Below are 22,711 nucleotides of genomic sequence, written 5' to 3' on the forward strand. Positions count from 1 at the left end.
ACAGGAAGGGCACAGCGGGGTCAAAGGACCCACGGAGGATGAGGGCGCACTGTTGGGCCATGACCGTCATCGCGCCCCGGACCAGCCTCGTCCCGACCGTCGCGCTGCCGCGGCACCTGGTCCGGTTCGCCGCGGTGAGCGTGGCCAACACGGTGCTGTTCCTGGCCGTCTACCTGCTGTTCCGGACGGTGCTGCCCGCCACCGGTGCCAACGTGCTCGCGACCGTGCTGACCACGGTCACCGGCACGGCGGCGAACGGGCGGGTGACCTTCGGGGTGGACGGCGCGATCGGCGTGCGCAGGCACCTGAAGAGCATGGCGATCACCGTCCTGGGACTGGTGATCACCACCGGGGCGGTGAGCCTGGTGGGGGCGGGCGGCGGGACGGTGGACGAGATGGCCGTGCTGGTCGTGGCAGGCGCGGTGGCGGGCGGCCTGCGGTTCGCGCTGCTGCGGCACTGGGTGTTCGCGCCCGCCGTGGACTGAGCTCGTGCCGGGGTGATCAGCGGGTCGCCGCGTCCAGGCCCGCGATGATCACGGCGCTCTTCTCGGGGGTGAGCAGGCGCAACCCCATGAAGTTGTCGCCGGCGGTGAACCCGGGCAACGCCCAGACCACCTCGTAGGGAACCTGGACGCGGCGGTAGTCGGTGAGGCTGTAGACATTGCTCCACAGGCACCGGGCCGGGTCCGGTGTCCACAGCCTGCGGGCGAACTCGGGGGCCCGCACGAGGTGGCCGATCCGACCGATGGCCCGCACGTGCTTGGCACCGGTCAGCACCGCCACGTCGCCGGTGCTCAGCCGGTCGACCCGGTGGTCGTGCCGCTCCGTGGTGCCCCAGAACCGCGCGGAGCCGGACGGGTGCAGGGCGCGCAGCCTGCTCAGGTCCTCGGCGCGCAGCGCGTCGGCGTAGTGGGGTTCGGCGAAGGGGACCTCGGTGTCGAGCGTGTCGGCCCAGTGCCTGCGGACCTCTGGGCTGCCGTAGGAGGGCTGGATCACCACCAGCGCGGCCGGGTCGGTCAAGTCGACGGGTTCTCGATGAAGGTGATCGTGTTCCCCGACGGGTCGACCACCGAGCCGAGCGTGGCGTTCTTGGCCGTCGTCGTGGTCTCACCGAGCGTGATACCCCGGGCCGCGAGGGTGGCCGCGTGCTCGGCGAGGTCGTCGACGGCGAAGTTGAGGAACGTGCGCCCGGCCCGCTCCGGGTCGGTGAACACCTGCACCCAGGCCGTGTCGAACACGTGCCAGTCGGCCAGGCCGGGCATCGGGCGGGCACTCGGCCCGACCCCGAACAGCGACTCGTACCAGGTGAGCGCGGTGTCGAAGTCGGACACCGGGACGACGGCGAGGACCTTGGTCACGGGCACGGTGGGTTCCTTCCGGTCGGGTGACCCAGCCAAGCGCATCCCGCGCGGTCCCGCTCGACGTGGTGGCTCACCCGCGGGCGCGCTCGATCACCTCCTCCAGCCGCAGCGGGCTGGCCGGGTGGTGGGTCAGGCAGAGCGGGGTGGTCACCTGCCGGAAGCCGAATGCCTCGCCCGAGACGTAGAACTGGGCGCGTTCCAGCCGGGAGATGTCGGTGACCGGACTCCCCTTGGCCCGGGCCAGCTCGGTGGCGGCGGCGATCTGGGCCGGGCTGTTGAGCCTGCCGAAGAACTGGGTCATCGCGTTGCCCACGACCTGGTTGTGCAGCCCCTTCGGCGCCTGTGTGGCGAACAGCAGTCCCAGCCCGTACTTGCGCGCCTGCGACGCGAGCACGATGGTGCTGCGCGTACTCGCCGACAGAGACCCGGACGCGGCAAGGGTTTGCGCCTCGTCCATCACGAACAGTGCCCCCAACGGCCGGTCGCCAGCCGGGTTCCGCTTCACCCAGGCGAAGAGCTCCATCTGCAACTGGTTGACGAAGTTCTGCCGCTGCTCCTCCCCCGGCAACCCCACGAAGCTGATCACCGAAACCCGCGCCCGCTTTCCCTCCCGAGGGGCGAGCAGCAACCCCGGGTCAACAGGTTCACCACCCCCGGCGAACAAGGGGTCGTTCACCATCGCCGCCTTGAGCGCCTCCGCGAGATCAGCGGCAACCCGCCGGGCGTCGTTGAGCGTGCTCACACCCTCAGGTAGATCGGCCAGAACCTCGATGAGCGCGGGCAAACTGCGCGACCCGGTCCGAGCGTGGTGGACCACGGCCTGCCGGAGCACGGCGAGCCCGATGTTCGCCTTGACCGTGCTCCCGGTCAACCGAACCTGCGGCGCCAACGTCGCCACCGCCACCTCCACGGCGGCACCGAACTCGTCGTCGTCATCAAGAACCCCCGCGAAGTCCGGCAACGGCTGGAAGGCCAACGGCCGCCCACTCGCCCGCCCCGGCGTCCACACCACCACATCGGTCTCAGCCAGGTACCGCTGCGCCGCCTCGGCGTCCCCCGGCCCCCAGGCACCCGGCGCCTCCGGCCAGGCGTCACCGAGCCGGGAGAGGTCGTTGTTGGGGTCCAACACGATCGCCGAGACACCGAGCAGCGCACACTCCTCGACGATCCGCCGCAGGAGAACCGTCTTACCCGACCCGGAGCCAGCGAACACCACAGCATGCTTCCGCAACGCAGAAAGCTCCAGCCGCACCGGCTCCCCAGTCCCGATCACCCTCCCCAACGTGATCTCCCCCTCACCCGGCGGGGGGTGCGTCCCTTCTTTTGGGTGCCCCGACGAAACCTCCGGCAGCACTGCGGACAGCAACTCGGAGCGACTGGCAGGTCGACGCTGGACCAGCCACTCGTGCAGCTTGGTGCCCCCCTTGGCGAACATCTCGTTGAGCGCCCAAAACGTGCGCACATCCGATTCGGAGAACTTCAATCGCCGCCCGCCCACGGCCTCGAACGACTTCAGTTCTGCCTGGGTCGTGCGGCCCTTCGACCACGACGCGTCGCGAACCAGGATCAGGTGCCGGTCATCGGCACCTTGCCGCAGTCCTGCCGCCGAACGAGCCTTCCGAAAGCGGTGCAACGCGGCGACGGGGTGGTGGTCGGCGCCGATCACCCGGAACGCCCAGTGCTCCACGAGGTCGGACGCCTCATCCACGGTCCGGGTCAGCCAAGCGTGCAGCTCGCTTCCCCGGTTCCGCTTCTCGCACTCCCACTCCATGTTGTCGTCGCCGACCTCGGTGATCCACGCCCGCAGCGCCGCGGACAGCAGGCCTGGCATTACCTTGTCCTCAGTGTCCTTGTGCATCAGCGCCTTGACCTTGGCCGCGGCGCGCAGCTTGTCGAAGGTGCGGTCGAACTCGGCGAAACCATCGGACTTCGGCGCCGGACGCACCGAGGGCACCGGGCGGGGCGCGTGATCATCGAATGTGGTCAGCTCACGCACCTCACCACTGCGCAGGCAGGCATCGATGTGCGCACCGATGCGTTTGAGCACCTCGCGCGGGGTGAGCTCCTCCCAGGCGCCCTCGAACGCCGAGGGCGCCACCGGCCACGTCGAGTACGGCGGCTCGAAACCCATGTTCTTGTAGGCCACCCCCAGCCGTCGCTCGACCAACGCGTGGCCGAGTCGGCCGTCGGTGACCCGGCCCAGGGTCGTGAGTTCGCGAAAGCGGTCGGGAACGCTTTCGGCGGCCTTGGTCTTGATCTGCAGCCAGGTGGTGGGCAGACAGGCGAGCACCGTCACAGTCCGCCGGGTCACCTCGCGCAGCCGCATCAGGCCGTCCGCGATCTGGGCGACCAGCAGATCGCCCTCGCCGCCGGAGCTGACTTTCTGGGTCTGCAGAGCCGACCGCGCGACCAGCGTGTCGAGTTGGTCCACGGCGATGACGATCGGACCGGTCAGCGCCAGGAGCCTGGTGATGTCGTGCACCTGGGCCAACACGGACTTCGGCCGCGGCTGGATGCCCCACTTGCGCCGCTCGCCGTCCTTCGACTCCTCGAATCCGCCCAGGTAGTCGTCGCCGATGTAGTTGGTGCGCTCGTCCTGGTTCGCGGAGAGCACCAGGGCACGCGCGGTGTCGGCACTCGCCGTGGCGAGCTCGCGGTCGAGGGTGCGCAAGCCCGCGATGAACGCGTCGACATCCTTGCGGTCGAGTTTGTGTCCACTCAGGATCGCGGTGGTCGACCGGGGATCGACGGCGCCGCGCTCGCAGACCCGGCGCAGGAAGCTGGCTAGCTGCGAGTCGCCGGAGTCATCGGACCGGGACAGCCCACGGCGCAGCGCCTCGGCCGTGTTCTCCCAGAAGGCATCACCAGCGGTGAGGTCGTTGAGGAAGAAGTAGCCGCCCGCGCTGTGCGTCTGCCTGCGGACAAGCCCGAGGAGGTGGGTCTTGCCGACGCCCTTCTGCCCTTGCAGGACCAGCCCGATCGGGCTGGGGCCGTCACTGGCCGCGGCATCGGCGATACCCGAGTCGATCGCGGCGGCGACGTCGGTGTGCAGACCGTCCACGTGGTACGGGGAGTCGCGCCACACGTGGTCCGGGGTGTCGGCCCAGTCGAAGCGGACTGTCCCGAGCACTGCCAGTTGCTCGGTCATGACGCCTCGATGGAGAGCAAGTGGTTGTCCTCGCCGCCGATGCGGACGGCGGCGTCGCGGTCGGCAGCCGTGATCGTCTTGCGGTTCGCCTCCGGGATCAGGTGCGCCTGACCCGTTCGGCTCAGCTCCTTCAGGACGGCGTCAACGTCGCGGGTCGGCGCGTCACCCAACATCGGCCGCAGGTCGACGAGTCCTACCCAATCGCGCGGCGAGGGGGCGAGTTTGCGGTACGCGGTTCGGATGCGGCTCTCGATCTCGTCGGCCGTCAACTCGACGTCGGGGGTGAACACGTCAGCCAAGCGCAACTTCTCCCGTCGGAGATACCGGTCCAAGCCACCCAGCAGGATGTACAGCGCGACACCGAGGCTGCTGCGGGGAGCAGGAGCCTCACCCGCCCCCAGCTCCTCGTCGCACCACGCCCACCCGCTGTCGGTCAGTTCGTGGACGAAGAGCCGACCCTGTTTGCGGCTGGCGACCAACTGGAGGTCGTTGAGGCGCCTGCGGTCCGCACCGACTAGGGTGAACCCAACCAGGTCTTGCAGCTCCGGGTTGGACACCTCGCGCGACAACGACATCAGCGTGAACATCGCCGCGATCTGCTTGTGCCCCAGACGATCTGTCATTCTAGGTCCTTCCGCAAGGTGGTCGCCCGACCGCGTGGTCGCGGCGGGCGGTACTTCCGTGAGCCCAGGCCGGGCTCATGCCCGCGTGGAATCGGTGGCGTCGCGACGAGCACCTCCACTGGTGGCGCGGGTGCCGAGTACTCGCACGACCCATTCGATCGCGGCACGCGTCGGCGCAGGCACACCCACCCGATCCTCACCGGGACCGGAACGGGGCTTGATCGTCAGAGCCAGGTCGGTAGCGAGTTCCTGACCACGCACGTCGTCCCCGGCACCCACGGCCGCGGACAGGCCCAGGACGACCTCGTCCACCAAGGCCCACAGCGCCGGGCGCAGCCGCGCTCGAACGGCTTGCTTCAGCACGCCCGCGATGTCGACGTCCTCGGTGTCCACCAACCCGGACGTGCGGTTGAGCTGGTCAGCCAAGTCGCGTGCCACCTCGGCCGGGCCTCGGGAGGGTCCGAGTCGCAGGTAACGCAAGTTCCCGATGTAGCCGGGCAGGGTGTTGGGCTGCGCGTGCTCGGTGAGCACGGGGATGACCCTGCGGTCTTGACCGAGAGTCCGGTGCAGGAACAGTTCGACCTCCGCCTTCTGCCACCGGCTCACCTCCTCGTCGATGACCAGGCACAGGTGGCGCGCGTCGTCCTCCGGCCTCGCGAGCAGTGACCGGTCTCCGGACAACGAGCGCTCCACCCGCACACCGAGCTCGCGCAGCTCGGTGATCAGCGCGTCCAATACGTCCAATGTGGAACGTGGACTGCTCACCCGCAGGTCCAGGTCGAAGTCCACCCGCTCAGGTCGCGCGGCGGCGACGTAGGCGTCACGGTTCTCCGCCAACAGGTCCGTGCGGTCGAAGTGGTGCGCCACGACGGCCGCGACGGTCTCCAACGCGAAGCTGATCTGGTCCGAACTGGGATTGGCCTCGGAACTGACCGGGAGCTGTTCACCGAAGCTCCAGTAGGACACGTAGGGCAGGGTCAGATGTCGGGCCATCACATCCGGCTCGACGTTCGAGTAGAGCCAGTTGTCGAACAGCGGCTTGGTCTCCTGCAGACAGATGCGCCTCCATTCCTCCGACCGGTCGTACTCCTCACGGGAGTCGAACCTGGACAGCACGGGAAGGACCGTGAGCCCGGGTCGGTCGAAGGGCAACCGGTCGCGGGCGACGTTGGCACGTCGAGCGATGTCGACGGCGCCCCGAACGCTTTGCATGTTGGCGGTGAACAGCACGACGAGGCGGTCCGGGAGCTGTGCGGTGCAGATACCACCGATGTCGGAGACGCCGGTGCGACTGTCCAGCAGCACGAAGTCGTAGTCGGCCGTCCACTGCTCGCGGCATCGTTCGAGGTAGTCGCCGAAGCCCATCTCGTACAGCCGTTCCCAGTCGATGTCCTGAACCCGGCCCGGGTAGTGGGCGTCGTGCCGCCCCGCAGCGAGGAAGTCGAGTGCGCCGACGTCTCGCAACCGGGCCGCGCGGTCGACCGGACGCGTCTTGCCCGCGAGGAAGTCGTCGACCAGATCGACGACACCACCGGCCGGTGGGGCACTGAGCATCGGCTCGAAGTACTCGTGCAGCCCTGGGGCTTCGAGGTCCCAGTCCACGCACAGCACCCGGTAGCCCCACCGGGCCAGCAGGATGGCGATATTGGCCAGCGTGAAGCTGCGGCCGACACCGCCCTTGTAGGAGTAGAAAGTGACCACGGTTCCCTGCATGCGTCAGAACCTCGGCAGCTTGGGGGTTGTGGGCGGGCCGGGCTCTGGTGTGTCAACTGGCCAGTCGGGTCGCCATTCCGGCACCCGTTCGAGGAGGTCCACCAGCTCCTCGGCGATCCGCTGGACCTCGCGGTGGAACCCGAGGTACTCCACGGTGTCCTGGAACTGCGGATAGGGCAAGTTCCACGTCTTGAGGTCCTGCAGCCTGCGCTCGTGCGCGTAGTTGGGGAAGTTCTCGGAATCGCAGAAGATGACCGGGTAGATCAAGCCGTGTGATTGCTCCGACGATGTCATCCCGACCATTTCCTCTCGCCGCGCCATGGAGTGCCACTCGGCGAGGCACCACTCGTTAAGGAAGTACCTCGGCGAGCAGACGGCGAGCAGGACTCGGGTTCGCTGCAGGGCGCTGCGCAGCGCCGAAGGCACTTTGACGCCACCGGGCAGCTTCTCGTCGAAGAAGACCTTCACGTCCCGGTCGAGATTGTCGTGCAACACCTCCAACAGGCGCGGGTAGAGGTGTGTGCGTACCCAGGCCGGAATGAGGTTGCCCTCGCGTTGGTAGCTGATGAACACGTCGTACTCGTACACGCGTGTCATCGCTCCTTCGGACCGGTCACCGGGCGGTCATGATCGTAAGTTGCCGGGCCCACGTCGAAACAGGCGTGCGGCGTGACAAAAGTCGGACAGTCTTCGGTCATACCCGGCTGATCACTACCCCTGGGATCCGGTGTGTCGTCCACAATTCCTGTCGGTTGGCAGTACCGGGTTCGAGGAGCGGGAGCGTCGATGTCCGATCGCGGAGCGCCCAAGGTGGTCATCGCCTACGCACGTGAGTCAGAGCAACACGACACAGTGGTACGTCTGTTCGCGACATTCCTTCGCGTCCACCTGGGGTTGGCAGTGGAACTCGACCAGTGGGAGGAGGGCAGGCGCCGGGACAAGGTGCTGTGGGCGACCAAGCACTTCAGCGAAGCGGACTTCATCCTGGTCATCGCCTCACCCGCGTACCGCCGCCAAGCGGAGGGCACAGCACCACCGGACGAAGGGCGGCAGGCGCAGTTCGAATCAGCGTTCATCACCAACCTCCTGGTGAAGAACCTGCGCAGTGGGACAGCCCAGATCCTGCCGGTCGTGCTACCAGGACACACGGTCGACGACATCCCGGCGTTCCTCGCGCCGCACTCCACAACGATCTTCAAGGTCGAGTCGTTCACCCAGGAGGGCGTGTCGAGGTTGGTCGGCGCGATCACCGGGCACGCCCGGTACCCGATGCCCGAACGGGGTGTGTGGCGGGATGGATTGGCTACCACTCCCACCAGGTCGCAACTGCTGCTGACCGACCGGTCCCAGTGGGTGGCCAGCGGCTGGGACGTGCGGCCCAGCGATGCGTGGATCGATGGTGTGCACTACGACGACAGCATCGTGTTGCGCCCCTCCTCGGTCACACCGCAGGCGCGAGGTTTCGTGGAGGTCGACCTTGCTGGGGCCTACCGCAGGCTGACGTCGGTCGTGGGGGTGCTCGACGATGCCGCCGAAGCGTTCCAGGTGGGGCGGTTCGCGGTCTACCTGGACGGTCGAGAGCACCCGGAACACCAGGCGTCCTACCGAAAGCCGAGGATGGTCGAGGTGGATGTCACCGGAGCTATGCGGTTGCGGCTGGAGATGTACCGCCCGAGTGTGTCGTCTTCGCCGTTGCGCGCAGGCACCCGAACGGCCCAGGTCAGTCGGTTGCCGGAGTTGGCCTGGGGCAATCCGACCCTGCTCTGACCCGCTAGTCCCCGCTGGCGAAGCGTTCCCAGGCCGACTGCCGGGTCATCCCCAACGCTTCTCCCACCTGCGACCAGGTCGCTCCCAAGGTCCGGGCCTTCGCCACCCACAGTCCCAGGTTTCGCTCCGCCTGGGCGCCCGCCGCGGCCACCGAGCCCAGGGTCGCGAGTACCGCCTCCAGGGACAGTTCCAACTCCCACGGCGCCACCGGCGACCCCGACGACTCCGCCGACTCGGCCACCCGGGTCCCGGCGATGACCTGGGCGGCGAGCGCCACGCAGCCGTCGCAGATGAAGACTCCTGGGCCTGCTACCAGGGTGGTGACCTCGGTGTTGGGTTTGCGGCAGAACGAGCAACTGGCGATCGACATCTGACCCCTCCGCTTCGCGTCAGGGGTTACCTTACGGGCGTCAGGGCCATCCTGACAACTTCACTTCAGCAGGGTGGCCACCAGTGCCGGGTCGGCGCCGAGGTCGACGTAGAGCTTGGCCCAGTCGCGGTCGGTGGTGGTGGCGGGTTGGTTGTCGCAGTAGGGCTTGGCGGTGTTGGCGGTGTAGTAGCGCAGCACCGCGAGGGTCTCCTCGGTCCTGCGCTGCGCCGGATCGGTGTAGCGGGGGCCGGGTGCGGCGCTCTGGTGGTTGAGGCAGGTCAGCTCCGCCTGCGCCTGGTCGTCGAACCGGGGACCGGGGTCGGGAGTGGCCGAGCACGCCGCGAGGGTGAGCAGGGTGGCGACCGCGAGGGTGGTGGTGCGCATGGCTATCCGATCCCGGAGGCCGCGCGGGCGGCCAGTCCGACGCCGACGACGAGGACGAGCAGGGCGGTGACCACCGGCAGGAACGCGCTGAACCGGGCGACCCGTGACCGCAGGCCGTTGAGCCGCTCCACCCGTTCCAACCGGTCGCGGAAGCGCACGAGCAGGATGCCGACCAGGGTCAGGGTGCCCGCCATGCCGAGGCCGTAGCCCAGGACCAGCAGCACGCCGAACCACGTCCGCCCCAGGCCCACCGCGCCGAGCAGCACGACCAGGGCCGACGGACTGGGCACCAACCCACCGGCGACGCCCATCCCGATCAGGCCGGACCGCCCGATCCGCTGCCCATGACCGTGCGCGTGACCGTGTCCATGCCCATGGCCGTGCCCGTGCCCGTGACCGAAGCCGGAACCGGAACCGGAACCGAGGGGCGAACCATGCCCGTGGTCCGAACCGGAGCCGTGTTCATGGCCAGAACCAGAACCCGGCCGCGGATCGAGGTCCGGGACCACGCCCACACCGGCCGGGGCACCGGCGCCGACCAGCGCCGGAACCGGGCTGGACAGCACCGTCCCCCGCGTGCGGTCGCGCAACGCCGAGCGCAGCAGTCCGGCGCCGATGGCGGCGACCAGCACACCGCTGGCCACGCCCAGCCAGCTCAGCACGCTCTCCCCCGCGATGGCGCTCGACGCGCTGATCAGCAGGCCCAGCACCAAGACGCCCGCGGTGTGGGTGACCGTCACCGTCGCGCCGACGGTGAGCGCGTCGCGGGTGGTGCCGTGCTTGCCCGCCAGGTACGCCGCGATGACGGTCTTGCCGTGGCCCGGAAGCATCGCGTGCGAGGCACCCAACAGCAGCGACAGCAGCACGGCGAGCACCCCGACAAACGGCGTCAGCTCCCGGGTCCCCGCGAGCCCGGTGAAGAACCCGGTGACCTTCGCCAGCCCGGCGTCCAGCCAGCTCGATCCCGTGGACACCGATCCGGCGACGCCGGAACCGTTGCCCGGCCGCACATCCAGCGTGGCCGTGCGCACGTTCAGCGGATCGGCCAACAGGTCTGCCGGGTAGGCGCGCAGCTCATCGCTGACGGTGCGGTCGGGCACCGGCGACCCGGTCAGCGCCACACCCTCGCCGCGGGCGGTGATCTCGTGCCAGCCGATCCGGTCGCCGCGGAAGGTGTCGGTGATCGTGACGGTCGTCGCACTGTCCATAGTGGCCGGACCGGTCAGTTCGCACGTCAGCCGGGTGGTGGGCAGCCCGGCCTCGCCCGGTGGAGACTCCAGGACCACGCTCGGCACAGCCCACGGAACCGCCTTGCCCGCGACGGTCACGGTGACCGCGCGTGCCAGTTCCCCGCACTGCTCTCGGGCGTAGTCGGGCCCGATCGGCTCCTGCACGGTCGGGATCTCGGCGAGGTCGACCACGGCGCGCAGGTCGACCCGGTCCGGGTGCAGGGTCAGGCCGTTGTAGTGGTTGACGGTGAAGTTCCCCAGCGGGTGCGCCGAGGCCGTGCCCGGGGCGGCGAGCAGGGCGCCCGCGCACAGCAACAGCAGCAGTGCCAAGCGCCTCACCGCGGTCCTCGCAGTTCGGTCAGGGCGCGCTGCGCCTCGGGGCCGTGCAGCAACGAGAAGTCCGGGTTCACCCGCAGCGCTTCTTCCAAAGTGGACACCGCATCCCCCGCGCGCCCGAGGCCGGCGAGGATCACGCCCCGGTGGAACAGGAACGTGGCGTTGCGCCAACCGAGCGCGGCCGCCTTGTCCGCATAGGACAGTGCCTCCGCGTCCCGGCCGTTGAGGTGCAGCGCCCAGGCCATGGCGTCGGCGACGAGCACGTTCTGCCTGCGCCCCCACTCGGCCTCGGCCAGGCGCAGCGCGGTGGCGGCGTCGCCGCGGTCGGCGGCCACGACCGAGTCGGCGAGGTCGTCGACCGCGCCCGACGCCTGCGCGAGCGTGCGCTGTTTGTCCAGCACCGCGAACTGGCTGTCGGCGGGCTGCCCGGCGGCGGTGAGCAGGAGCGCGTACTCGTGCAGGTACTGCGGCAGCGGCACCCTGGCGACCAGGTCCCGGTACCCGGCGATCGCCTCGTCGGTGCGCCCGCGGGCGGCGGCGACCTTGGCCCGGCCCTGCAGCAGCGCGGCGTTGGTCGGATCGGCGCGCAGGCCGTCGGCGTAGTGCGCCTCGGCCTCGTCGAGCTTGCCGCTGTCGAAGGCGAGCTCACCGAGGTGGTAGCGGCAGAACGACGCGTCGGCGACGCTCACCGAGGCGGCCAGCGCCCGGTCCAGCGCCTCGCGGGCGTCGTCCACGCGACCGTGCAGCTCGAGGTCGTAGGCGGCCCGGGTGAACGAGGCGACGCCCGGTTCGAGGTCGAGCATCCGCTGCACGGCGGCGGTGGCCTGCTCGGCCTGGCCGAGCTGGGTGTAGGCGTCGGCGAGCACCCCGTACACCTCGGCGGTGTCCGGCGCGGCGACCCGGGCGCGCTCGCCCCAGTCGCGGGCGGTGCCGAACTCGTGCCGGGCGTTGGCCAGCGCGCCCAGACCGATCAGCGCGGGTCCGTTGCCGTCGGCCTGCTGGGCGAGGGACTTCTCCAGCGCGCCCTGGGCCTTGGGGTAGTAGGTGGCGTCGCCGGTGACCCTGGCCTGCTCGATGTAGGCGGTGCCGAGCAGCGCCCAGGTGGCCGGGTCGCGCGGGGTGCGGCGCAGCTTGTCCTGCGCGGTGGCGATGGTGCGCTCGAGCGGCGGGCGGTCGGCGGTGGCGGTGGGCGCCGGCGCGGGGTCGGCCGGGGCGACCAGGGTCGCCACCGTGGCACCGAGCAGGCCGACGCCCGCGACGATCACGGCCACGGCGAGCACGCGCCTGCGGCCGGGTGTGGGAGACATGCGGGGAACCTCCGACAGGGCGGGCGGGGTGCCCCGGGACCGCGGCTCGCGGCCCCGGGGCTGGTGCGGACTACGCGACCGCGGGTGTCCACTCGGGACGGCGCCGGAAGAGCGCGACGCCCGAGCCGATGAGCACGGCGGCGACCAGGCCGCCGAGCAGCGACTGGAACGGGAAGTGACCCGAACCGCCGCCCGCGGGCACCGCGGCGGCGTCCCCGGACGACTGGTTGACCGCGGTGTTGCCCGGCAGCGCGACGTAGGGGAACACGGTGCCGAACGGCTTGTCGTTCGCGTTCACCTTGTCCCCGGCCGCCAGCGCCGGGACGATGCCGCTGACCGCGGCGCCCTCGACGGCCTGCACGGCGATGTCGAGCACGTCATCGGTCAACCTGCGCCCGTTCGGGAAGCCCTGCAGGTCGTTGGCGAGCACGCCGAGCCGGTTGGGGCTCGCCGCGGGCGGGATCGAGACGTTGAGCCGGAGCTGCTCGGAGGGGTTGAACCGCTTCGGGTCGACGTCGGCGTTGTTCAGCTGCGAGTTGAGGTCGGCCGCGATCGGCCCGCCCGCCTTGGTGGTGATCCCGGTCAGGAAGATCTCCACCAGGTCGTTGCGCGGGGTGGCGGGCGCGGGCAGCCCGTAGATGCCCTGGATGAGCTTGGGCAGTTCCGGGTCGGTCACCCGGTTCACCAGGTCCGGGACCTTGCGGTCCTGGTCCGGGGTGAGCGCGTTGAACTTGTCCTTGAGCCCGGCGGGCACGACGACCTCGTTGACCAGGGGGTTGCCCAGCCGCGAGACCTGCACGTACGGGCCGAAGGCGTGCGACTCCCCCGGGCTGATGAACATCGACTTGCGCTCGGTGTCGCTCCACACCCCGATGACCGGGTTGCGGGTCGGGTTGCCCCTGAGCACGACCGCGGACTTGGGCAGCTGCAGCGCGATCGTGTTCACGCTGTAGCCGGCCAGGGTGTCCTGGCCGACCTCGGAGAGGTTGCCGCCGTAGAGCAGGTCGAAGACCCGCAGGTCCAGGAAGAACGAGTCGTCCGCCTGGCCGACGTAGGTCTTACCGCCACCGGGCACGTCCACTGTGGCCTGGTCGCGCAGGGCGCCGTAGTCGGGCATGGAGGCCGCGCCGGTGTTCGACGGGGCGACCTTGCCGTCGCGGATGACCGTGCTCTCGTGGCCGTAGCGGTCGATGACCTGCAGGGTGTAGGTCTGCCGGAACAGCAGGTTCGGGTCGTCGAGGGAGGTGACCGGCCCGTTGTCGTAGAGGAAGGTGTTCTTGCCCCGGCGGTCGTCGGTGCGGAAGGTCCACCGGTAGGTGAGGTCGGCCTTCGCGTCGCCGTCGTTGTCGATGTTGATGTCGTAGTGGGCGTCGGTGGCCCACGGGTAGAAGTTCGGACCGCCGTTGGGCTCCTGGAACGGGTACCAGTTGGCGATCAGGGTGACGGTGTCCGGCTTGTCCGGGCTGACGAACGCGTACACGTCGGTGTTGTCGGCGGGCGGGTCGCCCGCGATCAGGGGTGCCTCGCGGTGGCTCGACGCGGTGGCCGTGCCGGGCGCGAGCCCGACCAGCGCCCCGGTGAGCACCGTGCTGCCTGCCGCGACCAGCGCGACAGCCACCCGTCGTCGACGGCGAGTGGGGTGCGGTGTTGACATGCTCCATCCCTTCGCCGGCCCGCTCAGGACGCGGACCGACTTCGTTGGGGAATCGGACAGTCGGTTATTCGAGACAGAATGGCATTCGGCTCGGAATTAAATGCGATTCACCTTGGCACTGTTGCCAGTCGGTGGCAATTAGCGATCAATATCGGGAAGTCAAACAATCACTGATTAGCCCGTGCGGGTGACAAGGGATCGGAGATATTCGACGCAGTGCCGCAATCACCGAACTGGAGCCCCCTGTTCCAGCGACACACCATCCGGCGCGCGCGGTCCGCTCAGTGACCACACCATCGGGTGGACCTGCCCGCCACGGGGGCCGGGACGACCGCGCGATGCGCCAGCCTGGGCCACGACGATCCAGCCGGTCCGCAGGTCCGATCACCAGGGAAGAGGCAGCAGTGCGCGCAACAGTGGAGACCGGTCGGGTCCGACGGGTGCTGGCGGCGGCCCTGCTGCTGACCGCGGCCGGGTGCGGCGGCAGTGGGACGTCGACCCCCGCCGGGTCGGCCGCGCCCGCGTCCTCCGCCGCCGGGCAGGTGGCCAGCGGGGAGGCGACGGTGGAGGTCAAGCAGTTCACCTTCACCCCGGCGGCGCTGACGGTGGCCGTCGGGACCAAGGTGACCTGGAAGTTCCTCGACAGCGCCAAGCACAACGTCAAGGCGAACGACGGCAGCTTCAAGTCCGACGACCTCGCCGGCGGCGCCACCTACAGCTACACCTTCACCAAGGCGGGCGAGTTCCCGTACATCTGCACCATCCACCAGTACATGACGGCGACCGTCACGGTGCGCTAGTCCGCTCACCCGACCGGGTAGGTTGGCCCGGTGGCCCCGCGCGTGATCGAGTCGGACCGGCTCGACCCGGGCGGGTGGGCCACCGTCGGCACCCAGCGCGCGGTGCTCGCGGTGGTGCACAACGTCACCGCGGCGACCCGCCTGCTCGACGTGCTCGACCTGGTCGCCGACGACGACCGGGTGCGGGTGGCGTTCACCATCCCCGGGACCTCGGCGTTCACCGCGGGCACCGAGCAATTCCTCGTCGACCGCGGGATGGCGGTCCGCCCGTGGGACTCGGCCGCCGACTACCGGGCCGATCTGGTGATCAGCGCGAGCCTCGGCGGCAGGCTGCGCGCGGCCGGGACACCGCTGGTGGTCCTGCCGCACGGAATGGGCTACAACAAGTTCCTGGACACCGAATCCGGGAATGGGAACGCGGTTTTCGGCCTTTCGCCGGAGTGGCTTCTCGACGACCAGGGCAGGCTCATCCCGGACGTCCTGGTCCTCTCGCACGAGGAACAGCGGGCGCGCTTGGCCCGCTCGTGCCCGCCCGCGGTCGGGGTGAGCGTGGTGGCGGGCGACCCGTGCCTGGACCGGATGGTCGCCAGCGGGCCGCTGCGCGGGGTGTACCGGCGGGCGCTCGGGGTGCGCGCCGGTCAGCGGCTCGTGGTGCTGAGCTCGACCTGGGGGCCGGACTCGCTGTTCGCGCTGGGCGCCGGGCTGGTGGAGCGGTTCGCCGGGCTGGCCGTGGACGGGCACCGGGTGGTGCTGGCGCTGCACCCGAACATCCGGGCGTGGCACTCGCCGTGGCAGGTCGACCGCTGGCTGGCGCGGTGCGCCCGCGCCGGGGTCGCGCTGCTCCCGCCGGACGAGGGCTGGCGGGCCGCCCTGGTGGCGGCCGACGTCGTGGTCGGCGACCACGGTTCGGTGACCTTCTACGGCGCCGCGCTGGGCAGGCCGGTCCTGCTGGCGACCGCGCCCGCGCACACCGTGGCCGCGGACTCGCCGATCGGGCGGTTCCTGGCGGTGGCGCCCAGGCTGACCGCGTCCGACCTCGCCGACCAGCTCGACGCGGCGGTCGGCGCGCACCGGCCCGGTGCGCTCGCCGGGCTGACCGACCTGGCGACGTCGGTGCCCGACCGGTCGGCGGCCGTGCTGCGCTCGGAGCTCTACCGGGCCATGGACCTGCCCGAGCCCGCGCACCCGGTGCAGGTGCGGGCCGTCCCGGTGCCGCGGACCGACGCCGCCGAACCGGGGGCCCAGCTGGTGCGGGTGGACCGTGCGGTGGGCCGGGCGGTGGTCACCCGGTACGCCGCGGTGCTGCTGGCGGCCGGTGGTCCGCTGCCCGAGGGGACGCACCTCGTGGTCGACACCGAGGAGCCGACCCGGCGGGAGCTGGAGCTCGCCGAGATCGTGGTGGCTCCCGACCCCGCGCTCGCGGCGGACCTGCTGCGGCGCCTGCCCGGCTGCGCCCTGGCGACCGCCCCGGTGGCCGCGGACAGCTGGGAGGTGCTGACGCGGGCCGGGGAGCGGGTCCGCGTCGACGGACTCGGCGAGCACGGACGCGTCGGTGCTTCCCTTGTGCACCAGTGGTTGTGCACACAGGGTCCACTCGCCACATTGCCCGACCGACTGTCAGTCCACTGTGGAGCGGCCGGCTTCGACGTCACCTTCTGGGTCGTGCCCTAGCGACGACAGCCTGGCCCGCAGCTCGCGGGCACGCGGCTCGTAGCCGAACGACTCGGCGACGACCAGGGCGCGCCGGTACTCCTCGACGGCCGCGGTGACCTCGCCCCGCGCCGCCGCGAGGTCGCCGACCGCGGTCAAGGCGTGCGCCTCGTCGAACGGCCGGGCCAGCTCCCGTGTCAAGCGGTGCGCGGCCGACAGGCACGCCGACGCCCGCTCGTACTCCCCCGCCGAGGTGAGCGCGACGCCGAGCAGGAGATCGCACTTGGCGACGTTGTGCGCGTCCCCGGTCCCGTCGACGAACCGCTCGCGGGCCGCGGTCAGCAACCGCACCGCTTCCGCGGGTTCGACAGCCTTGGCGAGGTGCATCCGGGCGAGCGCGATCCGGCGTTCGTCGCCGGTCGCGGTGGCCAGGTCTACGTTGCGGCGCAACAGTTCGGCGGCGTCCGGGCGGCCGAGGGCGAGCGCGGCCAAGCCCAGCGACTCGACCGCGGTGGCCAAGGCCGCCGGGAGGTCGGCCGCCAGGTCGACGGCGGTGCTGAACAGCGCGTACGCGGTGTCCGGGTCTCCGCCGTGCAGGGCCGCGAACCCCTCTTGGGTGCGCAACACCGCCTCGACACCGACCAGGCCCTCCCGGTGCGCGGCCTCGGCACCGAGGGCGCTCGCGGTCGCCAGGTCGTCGAGGTACTTGCCGCGTTCGTGCACCGGCCACAGCAGCAGCGCCAGCTCCCAGGCCCGCGCGGGGTGCGCCGACTCGGCGGCGCGGCGCACCGTGGTCAGCAGGTTTACCCGCTCGGCGGCGAGCCAGGCGGCGGCGTCCTCCGGGACCTGGTCGTCGAACGCGGCCAGGTGCGGCGCCAGCAGGTCGCGCCAGGGCCGTCCCGGCATCACCGCGTGGCCCGCCGCAACGCCGACCCGGTGGTAGAAGTCGTCCACCGCGGCGAGCAACCTGGCAGCGACGCCGTCCTGCTCGGCCTTGGACAGCGCGTGCAGGCGGACCAGGTCGTGCAGGCTCAGCCGTTCGCCGCGGCCCTCCTGGGCCAGGCCGGTGGCGAGCAGCTCGTCGACGGCGTCCCGGGCGTCCCACTCGGCGAGCCCGAGCACGGCGGCGACGGTGTCGACGTGCACATCGCCGGGACCGGGGTGCACGCCGAGGAGCTGGTAGCAGCGCCGGGCGGTGTCACCGAGCCGCTCGCTGGCGCTGTCGAACACCGCGGCGACCGACGCGTCGGCGGTCCTGGACAGCGGCGCGAGGCCCTCGCGCCGATCACGCACCTCGCGCACCAGCCGGGCGATCGGCCGGTGCGGGTACGCGGCCAGCGTCGCGCCCACCACGCACAAGGCGATCGGCAGGCCCGCGCAGAACGCGATCAGCTCGGCGACAGCCGCGGGCTCGGCGCGCACCCGGTCCGCGGTGGCGATCCGGCCCAGCAGCTCACGCGCGGCGGAGTCCTCCAGCGGCGTCAGCTCGATCTCGGCGACCACTTCCCGGACACCCAGTCCGACCAGGCGCGCGGGCACGGTCACCACGACCACCGAGCGGCCGCCCCTCGGCATGAGCATCCGGACCTGGCTCGCCGTCAGCGCGTCGTCGACCAGCACCGCGACGCGCTTGTCCGCCGACCACTCGCCGAACGCGAGCGCGCGGCTCGCGGCGGTGTCGGGGATCGCGCCCGGCTCGCGGCCCACCGCGAGCAGGAACTCGCGCAGGACCGTGCTCTCCAGGCCGTTCTCCCGCACACCGGCGGACAGGTCGGCACCGAACAGGCCGTCCGGGAACTCCTCGGCGTGGTCGCGCAGCCACCGGCGGGCGACCTCGGTCTTGCCGACACCGGGCAGCCCGACGACGACCAGCACGAGCGGCCGGTCGTCGGGCGCGGCGCGCCAGTGCCGGTCGGCCTCGTCGAGCGCGCAGACCTGGTTGGTGAAGTGGCGGCTGGCGGGCGGGACCATCCTCGGCACCCGGGCGGCGGGCACCGGCGCGTGGAAGTGCACGTCACCGGTGATGTTGTTGGCCTGCACGACCGAGTGCGCGTGGCCGCCCAGCACGTTCGATACGTCGGACATCCCGCTTCCCCCTCGTGGCCGCGTGTGACGATCACCGTACTGGAGGCGACCGGGCGGGGGGCGTGTCCATCCGGGCGGGTGCCGTTCGTAGTGGTGCTGTACGACCGCGAGACCCATGATGGCGAGAGCGACGAGGTGGACCATGAAGTACCTACTGCTGATCAACTCCGGTGCGGTGGACGACAACGGCGGCGCGGCCGAGTGCACGGTCGCGGACTGGCAGGCCTACGACGAGGAGGTCCGCGGGGCCGGGATCTGGGTGTCCGGCGAGTCGCTGGCCGACCTGGTCACCGCGACCACGGTGCGGGTCGGCCCGGACGGCGCGCGCACGGTCACCGACGGCCCGTTCGCCGAGACCCGCGAGGTGCTCGGGGGCTTCTACGTGATCGACGTGCCGGACCTGGACGTGGCGCTGGACTGGGCGGCCCGCTGCCCGGGGGCGCGCGGCAGCGGCTCGGTCGTGGTGCGCCCGATCGCCGACTTCGGCGGCTGAGCGCGGTGGACGAGCGCGGCGCGCACGGCGACGGGCCGGGCGTGGACGGGCCGGGCGTGGACGCGGTCGCCGCGGTGTTCCGGGAGGAGCGCGGCCTGCTGCTGGCCGCGCTCACCCGGCGCTTCGGCGACCTGGACCTGGCCGAGGAGGTCACCGCCGAGGCGATCGAGGCGGCGCTGGTGCACTGGCCGGTCGACGGCGTGCCGCCGCGGCCGGGGGCGTGGCTGATGACCACGGCCCGGCGCAAGGCCGTCGACCGGCTCCGGCGCGACCAGGCCTACGCGGCCCGGTTGGCGATCCTGCAGGTCGAGGCGGACCGGGCGGGGCCGGTGCCCGCCGCGGACGCCGACGGCGGGTTGCCGGACGAGCGGTTGCAGCTGTTCTTCACCTGCGCGCACCCCGCGCTGGCCGCCGAGGACCACACCGCGCTGACCCTGCGGTGCCTCGCGGGGCTGACCACCCCCGAGGTGGCCCGCGCGTTCCTCGTGCCGACCGCGACCATGGCCAAGCGGATCGTGCGGGCGAAGAAGAAGATCCGCGAGGCCCGCATCCCGTTCCGGGTCCCCGGTCCGGACGAGCTGCCCGCCCGGCTGCCCGGGGTGCTCCAGGTCGTCTACTCGATCTTCACCGAGGGCTACGCGGCCAGTTCCGGCCCGCGGCTGCAGCGGCTCGACCTGGCCGAGGAAGCGATCCGGTTGGCCAGGATCCTGCGCGCCCTGCTGCCCGACGAGCGGGAGGTCGCGGGCCTGCTGGCGCTGATGCTGCTGGTGCACGCCCGCCGGGACGCACGGGTCACTCCGCAGGACCACTTGGTCCTACTCCAGGACCAAGACCGCGGGAAGTGGGACCGCCCGATGATCGAGGAGGGTCGGGTCCTGGTGCTGGCCGCGCTCACCGGCGGCCCGGCGGGCCGGTACGGGGTGCAGGCCGCCATCGCCGCGCTGCACGACGAGGCCGCGGACGTGCCGACCACGGACTGGCCCCAGGTGGTGGCGCTCTACGACGTGCTGATGACGCTGGCCCCGTCCCCGGTGGTCGCCCTCAACCGCGCGGTGGCGGTGGCGATGCGGGACGGGCCCGCGGCGGGATTGGCCCTGCTGGACGACCTCGCGGACGAGCCGCGCCTGCGGTCCTACCACCCGTACCCGATGGCCCGCGCCGACCTGCTCGGCAGGCTCGGCCGGTGGCCGGAGGCCGCGGCGGCCTATCGGGAGGCGCTGGAGTCGGCCGGCACCGAACCCGAACGCGCCCACCTGCGCCGCAGGCTCGACGCGATCGAACACGGCGGGTGAGGTGCCCGGCCGCCGGGTGTTGATCAGTTGAGCCGATCGGCACCCGGCGGCGGACCTGCGGGTTGTCCGGAAACGGCTCGGTCACCCAGGGTGTCGGGCTATCGTCGGGGATGCGTGCCGACGCTGGATCAACCCGCTCGGTCGGACGAACCGAGAAGGACCGGGAACCACTGTCGCCATGACCGACTTGATCATCACGATCGTCCTCTGCGTCGGGGTGGCGATCATCTACGCGACCGCGGCGCTCATCCAGGCCCGGCACGGCCACCTCAGCGTCCGGGAGCTGACCCGGGTGCCGATCTGGTGGGCCGCCCAGGCCCTCAACGTGCTGGGCGCGGCCCTGCACGTGGTCTCCCTCGGCTTCGGCCCGCTCTCGCTGATCCAGCCGCTGGGCGTGCTCACCCTGGTCATCGCGGTGCCGTTGGCCGCGAGCTCGGCGCACCGCCGGGTGACCGGGCTGGAACTGGCCGGGATGGCCTGCACCGTGGTCGGGCTGACCGGGCTGACCCTGATCATCGCCACCGGGGGCCACGCGGGCACGCTCACCAGCACCCAGCTGACCGGGCTGCTCACCGCCACCACGGTCGTGGTCACCCTGCTCGGCCTGCGCGGCAGGCGCGCGGGCGCGTCGACGGTGTGGGAGGCGGTCGGGGGTGGCGTGGCCTTCGCGGTGTGCTCGGCGCTGTGCCAGACCACGGTCGTGCACCTGCAGGCCGAGGGCCTGGCGGTGCTGCCGCGGCCGGTGACCATCCTGACCGTGCTGGCCATCGGTGCCTTCGCGATCGCCGCGACCGTGCTCACGCAGCGGTCCTACCGGCACGGCCTCGGCGCGCCGCTGGCGGTGACGAACCTGGTCAACCCGGCGACCGCCACCGCGATCGGGGTGGTGTTCCTCAACGAGGACCTGGCCGCGTCCAGCCTGGAGATCGTGCTGGCGGCCGCGTGCGGGGCCGTCGCCGCCGTCGGGGTCACCCTGCTGGCCAGGGCCCGCGACGTCGAGGCGCCGACCGGCGCGTCGACCGACGCGCACGCCGACGCCTGATCGGCGCGAGACTCTTACTTGACCGGGGCCGCGCCTGCTCGCGTGCTCGACAGCGGCAGGCGCGACGGGATCAGGAGCGGCGGGTGCGGCGGTCGGTCGAGGTCGGCCGCGTCCGCACGACACCGCGGGGCTGCGGGACCTCGTCCACCGGGCCGTGGAAGACCGGGACGGCCATCCGCTCGGCCGTGGCGTTCTCCACGTGGTAGGCCACCGCGGGGTGGCTGAACAGCGGGATCGCCGGCGTCCGGTGGTCGTGCTCGACCACGGTGGTGCTCATGTCGGTGGTGCTCAACTGGGTGGTGCTCATCGTGTTTCCTGACTCGGCTGCCCGAAGGGGACGACCGGGGAATAGTCCGCGGAGGCCGAGCCGACATGGTGGTCCATGCGCTCGGCCAGGTGCAGGCGGTTGGCGGGTGGGGGGACGGCGACCAGCGTCCGGTGCGGGCCGCCGCGGGCGATCGAGGTGCTGACGAACTCGGCGACCGTGCGCGGTGCGGCGACGACGTCGCCGTCGAGCCGGGCCAGGACCACCGGGGAGGCCACCTCGACCGAGACCGCCCAGCCCTGGCGCTCGTTCCAGACCAGCATCAGGTCCTGGTCGGGGCGCTCGGGCCTGCGGCGGGAGAGGGCCAGGTACGCGGTGGCCGTGTCGGTGACCTCGAAGCTCGTGCCCTCCACCGGCACCCCGACCGCCTCGGCGACGGCGCGGACGTAGCGGCCCAGTGCTCGGCCGAGCACCGCCGCCTCGTCCGGCCCCTGCTCGGCGCGCTCGGGCAACCCGAGCATGGCCAGCAGGGCGCTCTGGTCGCCTGCGTCGATCGAGTTGTCGGCGACGGTGCGGGCGGCCTTGACGCGCTCGGCGCCCTCGGCGCGCGTCGCCTCGGCCTTGGCCTTGGCGAAGTCACCGGTCTCGTGCCTGGGGCGGTGCGGGGTGGCTCGGGTCATCCGGGTTCCAATCTGTCTGGCGGTGGGACAAGGCACCCCCGCTGGGGGCGCCGCCGGGTTCAGACGAGGCGGACGGCCTGGGCCTGCGGCCCCTTGCGCCCCTCGCCGACGGTGAACTCGACCTCCTGCTTGTCCTCGAGCCCGAGGAGGTCGCCCAGCTCAGAACGGTGCACGAACAGCTCGGCCCCGCCGTCCGCGGGGGTGATGAAGCCGAAGCCCTTGGTGCCGTTGAACCACGCGACCGTTCCCCGTGCCATGCGTTCTCCCTCGTGTCCGGTCGACCCGATCGCGGGCAGCCCCGAGCCTGCGGCCTGGGGGGCTGGTGGGACGGCTGAACCGTCGAGATGTCCAGGGTGGACGACGGCACTCCAGTGGAAGGGGGGCCGCGTCCCGCGCCATGCGCGAACGGGTCACGTCGAGGACCGCGCGGGCTGAGTGCCCGTGTGTGCCTGCTCGACACAAACAACCCTACCAGCACCCGGGCCGTCATGGGCGAGAACACCGTACGGCGG

General features: G+C 71.5%; 22 protein-coding genes. 7 read left to right on the forward strand and 15 right to left on the reverse strand.

Translation table 11 applies throughout. The features are described from left to right. Positions 1-59: 59 nt before the first annotated feature. Positions 60-485, forward strand: a complete 426-nt coding sequence (locus tag QSK30_RS27355) for a GtrA family protein (RefSeq protein ID WP_285507093.1) — start codon at positions 60-62, stop codon at positions 483-485. Positions 486-501: 16 nt separating this feature from the next. Here the strand turns inward: QSK30_RS27355 and QSK30_RS27360 are convergent, their stop codons facing one another. The 6 genes from QSK30_RS27360 to QSK30_RS27385 all read right to left on the reverse strand — a co-directional run bounded on the left by QSK30_RS27360 (position 502) and on the right by QSK30_RS27385 (position 7,442). Beyond that, entirely contained in the window at positions 502-1,020 is a 519-nt protein-coding gene (locus QSK30_RS27360; protein WP_285507095.1) for a hypothetical protein, read from the reverse strand. Further along, a complete protein-coding gene (locus QSK30_RS27365; RefSeq protein ID WP_285507096.1) occupies positions 1,017-1,364 on the reverse strand; it encodes a VOC family protein in 348 nt (115 codons plus the stop codon). Before QSK30_RS27365 ends, QSK30_RS27360 begins: the two co-directional genes overlap by 4 nt. Before the next feature lie 67 nt (positions 1,365-1,431). Then, complete coding sequence (locus QSK30_RS27370; protein ID WP_285507097.1) at positions 1,432-4,509, reverse strand: ATP-binding protein; 3,078 nt, start codon at positions 4,507-4,509, stop codon at positions 1,432-1,434. Further along, positions 4,506-5,132, reverse strand: coding sequence for a hypothetical protein (locus QSK30_RS27375; protein WP_285507098.1), 627 nt, complete (start codon positions 5,130-5,132; stop codon positions 4,506-4,508). The genes QSK30_RS27370 and QSK30_RS27375 overlap by 4 nt, the downstream gene beginning before the upstream one ends. 75 nt (positions 5,133-5,207) lie before the next feature. Then, positions 5,208-6,845 (reverse strand): KGGVGR-motif variant AAA ATPase, encoded by a 1,638-nt coding sequence (locus QSK30_RS27380; RefSeq protein WP_285507099.1) that lies wholly within the window; start codon positions 6,843-6,845, stop codon positions 5,208-5,210. A gap of 3 nt (positions 6,846-6,848) precedes the next feature. Continuing rightward, positions 6,849-7,442, reverse strand: coding sequence for a toll/interleukin-1 receptor domain-containing protein (locus tag QSK30_RS27385; RefSeq protein WP_285507101.1), 594 nt, complete (start codon positions 7,440-7,442; stop codon positions 6,849-6,851). A 189-nt stretch (positions 7,443-7,631) separates the two neighbouring features. Between QSK30_RS27385 and QSK30_RS27390 the strand changes: the two genes are divergently transcribed. Continuing rightward, positions 7,632-8,612 carry an SEFIR domain-containing protein gene (locus QSK30_RS27390; protein WP_285507104.1) on the forward strand — a complete coding sequence of 327 codons (981 nt, stop codon included), beginning with the start codon at positions 7,632-7,634 and terminating at the stop codon, positions 8,610-8,612. A gap of 4 nt (positions 8,613-8,616) precedes the next feature. On the opposite strand, the gene QSK30_RS27395 is transcribed toward QSK30_RS27390, so the two are convergent. The 5 genes from QSK30_RS27395 to QSK30_RS27415 form a co-directional block, all read right to left on the reverse strand. Then, a complete protein-coding gene (locus QSK30_RS27395) occupies positions 8,617-8,982 on the reverse strand; it encodes a ClpX C4-type zinc finger protein (protein ID WP_285507106.1) in 366 nt (121 codons plus the stop codon). A gap of 60 nt (positions 8,983-9,042) precedes the next feature. Beyond that, the gene (locus QSK30_RS27400) at positions 9,043-9,366 is read right to left on the reverse strand and encodes a hypothetical protein (RefSeq protein ID WP_285507107.1); all 324 of its coding nucleotides are present in this window, start codon (positions 9,364-9,366) and stop codon (positions 9,043-9,045) included. Positions 9,367-9,368: 2 nt separating this feature from the next. Continuing rightward, positions 9,369-10,934: a nickel/cobalt transporter gene (locus QSK30_RS27405; RefSeq protein ID WP_285507108.1), complete on the reverse strand. Its 1,566-nt coding sequence runs from the start codon at positions 10,932-10,934 to the stop codon at positions 9,369-9,371. Further along, positions 10,931-12,238, reverse strand: a complete 1,308-nt coding sequence (locus QSK30_RS27410) for a tetratricopeptide repeat protein (RefSeq protein WP_285507109.1) — start codon at positions 12,236-12,238, stop codon at positions 10,931-10,933. The genes QSK30_RS27405 and QSK30_RS27410 overlap by 4 nt, the downstream gene beginning before the upstream one ends. 70 nt (positions 12,239-12,308) lie before the next feature. Beyond that, a complete protein-coding gene (locus QSK30_RS27415; protein ID WP_285507110.1) occupies positions 12,309-13,892 on the reverse strand; it encodes a DUF4331 domain-containing protein in 1,584 nt (527 codons plus the stop codon). Positions 13,893-14,296: 404 nt separating this feature from the next. On the opposite strand from QSK30_RS27415, the gene QSK30_RS27420 reads away from it, so the two are divergent. Both QSK30_RS27420 and QSK30_RS27425 read left to right on the forward strand, forming a co-directional pair. Next, entirely contained in the window at positions 14,297-14,692 is a 396-nt protein-coding gene (locus tag QSK30_RS27420) for a cupredoxin domain-containing protein (RefSeq protein ID WP_285507111.1), read from the forward strand. Positions 14,693-14,722: 30 nt separating this feature from the next. Continuing rightward, the gene (locus QSK30_RS27425) at positions 14,723-16,363 is read left to right on the forward strand and encodes a hypothetical protein (RefSeq protein ID WP_285507112.1); all 1,641 of its coding nucleotides are present in this window, start codon (positions 14,723-14,725) and stop codon (positions 16,361-16,363) included. On the opposite strand, the gene QSK30_RS27430 is transcribed toward QSK30_RS27425, so the two are convergent. Next, on the reverse strand, positions 16,310-18,427 hold the full coding sequence (locus QSK30_RS27430; RefSeq protein WP_285507114.1) for an NB-ARC domain-containing protein: 2,118 nt from the start codon (positions 18,425-18,427) through the stop codon (positions 16,310-16,312). The genes QSK30_RS27425 and QSK30_RS27430 overlap by 54 nt on opposite strands. 142 nt (positions 18,428-18,569) lie before the next feature. On the opposite strand from QSK30_RS27430, the gene QSK30_RS27435 reads away from it, so the two are divergent. The 3 genes from QSK30_RS27435 (at position 18,570) to QSK30_RS27445 (ending at position 21,254) form a co-directional block, all read left to right on the forward strand. Next, complete coding sequence (locus tag QSK30_RS27435; protein WP_285507115.1) at positions 18,570-18,920, forward strand: YciI family protein; 351 nt, start codon at positions 18,570-18,572, stop codon at positions 18,918-18,920. 5 nt (positions 18,921-18,925) lie between these two features. Next, on the forward strand, positions 18,926-20,212 hold the full coding sequence (locus QSK30_RS27440; RefSeq protein ID WP_502871894.1) for an RNA polymerase sigma factor: 1,287 nt from the start codon (positions 18,926-18,928) through the stop codon (positions 20,210-20,212). Positions 20,213-20,390: 178 nt separating this feature from the next. Next, on the forward strand, positions 20,391-21,254 hold the full coding sequence (locus tag QSK30_RS27445; protein ID WP_285507116.1) for a DMT family protein: 864 nt from the start codon (positions 20,391-20,393) through the stop codon (positions 21,252-21,254). 70 nt (positions 21,255-21,324) lie between these two features. Here the strand turns inward: QSK30_RS27445 and QSK30_RS27450 are convergent, their stop codons facing one another. Genes QSK30_RS27450 through QSK30_RS27460 form a run of 3 tightly spaced genes read right to left on the reverse strand, consistent with a single transcriptional unit; the run spans position 21,325 to position 22,456 of the window. Further along, a complete protein-coding gene (locus QSK30_RS27450) occupies positions 21,325-21,561 on the reverse strand; it encodes a hypothetical protein (RefSeq protein ID WP_285507118.1) in 237 nt (78 codons plus the stop codon). Further along, positions 21,558-22,199 carry a DUF6292 family protein gene (locus QSK30_RS27455; protein WP_285507121.1) on the reverse strand — a complete coding sequence of 214 codons (642 nt, stop codon included), beginning with the start codon at positions 22,197-22,199 and terminating at the stop codon, positions 21,558-21,560. The genes QSK30_RS27450 and QSK30_RS27455 overlap by 4 nt, the downstream gene beginning before the upstream one ends. A 59-nt stretch (positions 22,200-22,258) precedes the next feature. Next, positions 22,259-22,456 carry a cold-shock protein gene (locus QSK30_RS27460; RefSeq protein WP_285507122.1) on the reverse strand — a complete coding sequence of 66 codons (198 nt, stop codon included), beginning with the start codon at positions 22,454-22,456 and terminating at the stop codon, positions 22,259-22,261. Between the last annotated feature and the right edge of the window lie 255 nt (positions 22,457-22,711).

The sequence above is a fragment of the Actinokineospora sp. NBRC 105648 genome (assembly GCF_030269645.1).
Classification (GTDB): Bacteria; Actinomycetota; Actinomycetes; order Mycobacteriales; family Pseudonocardiaceae; genus Actinokineospora.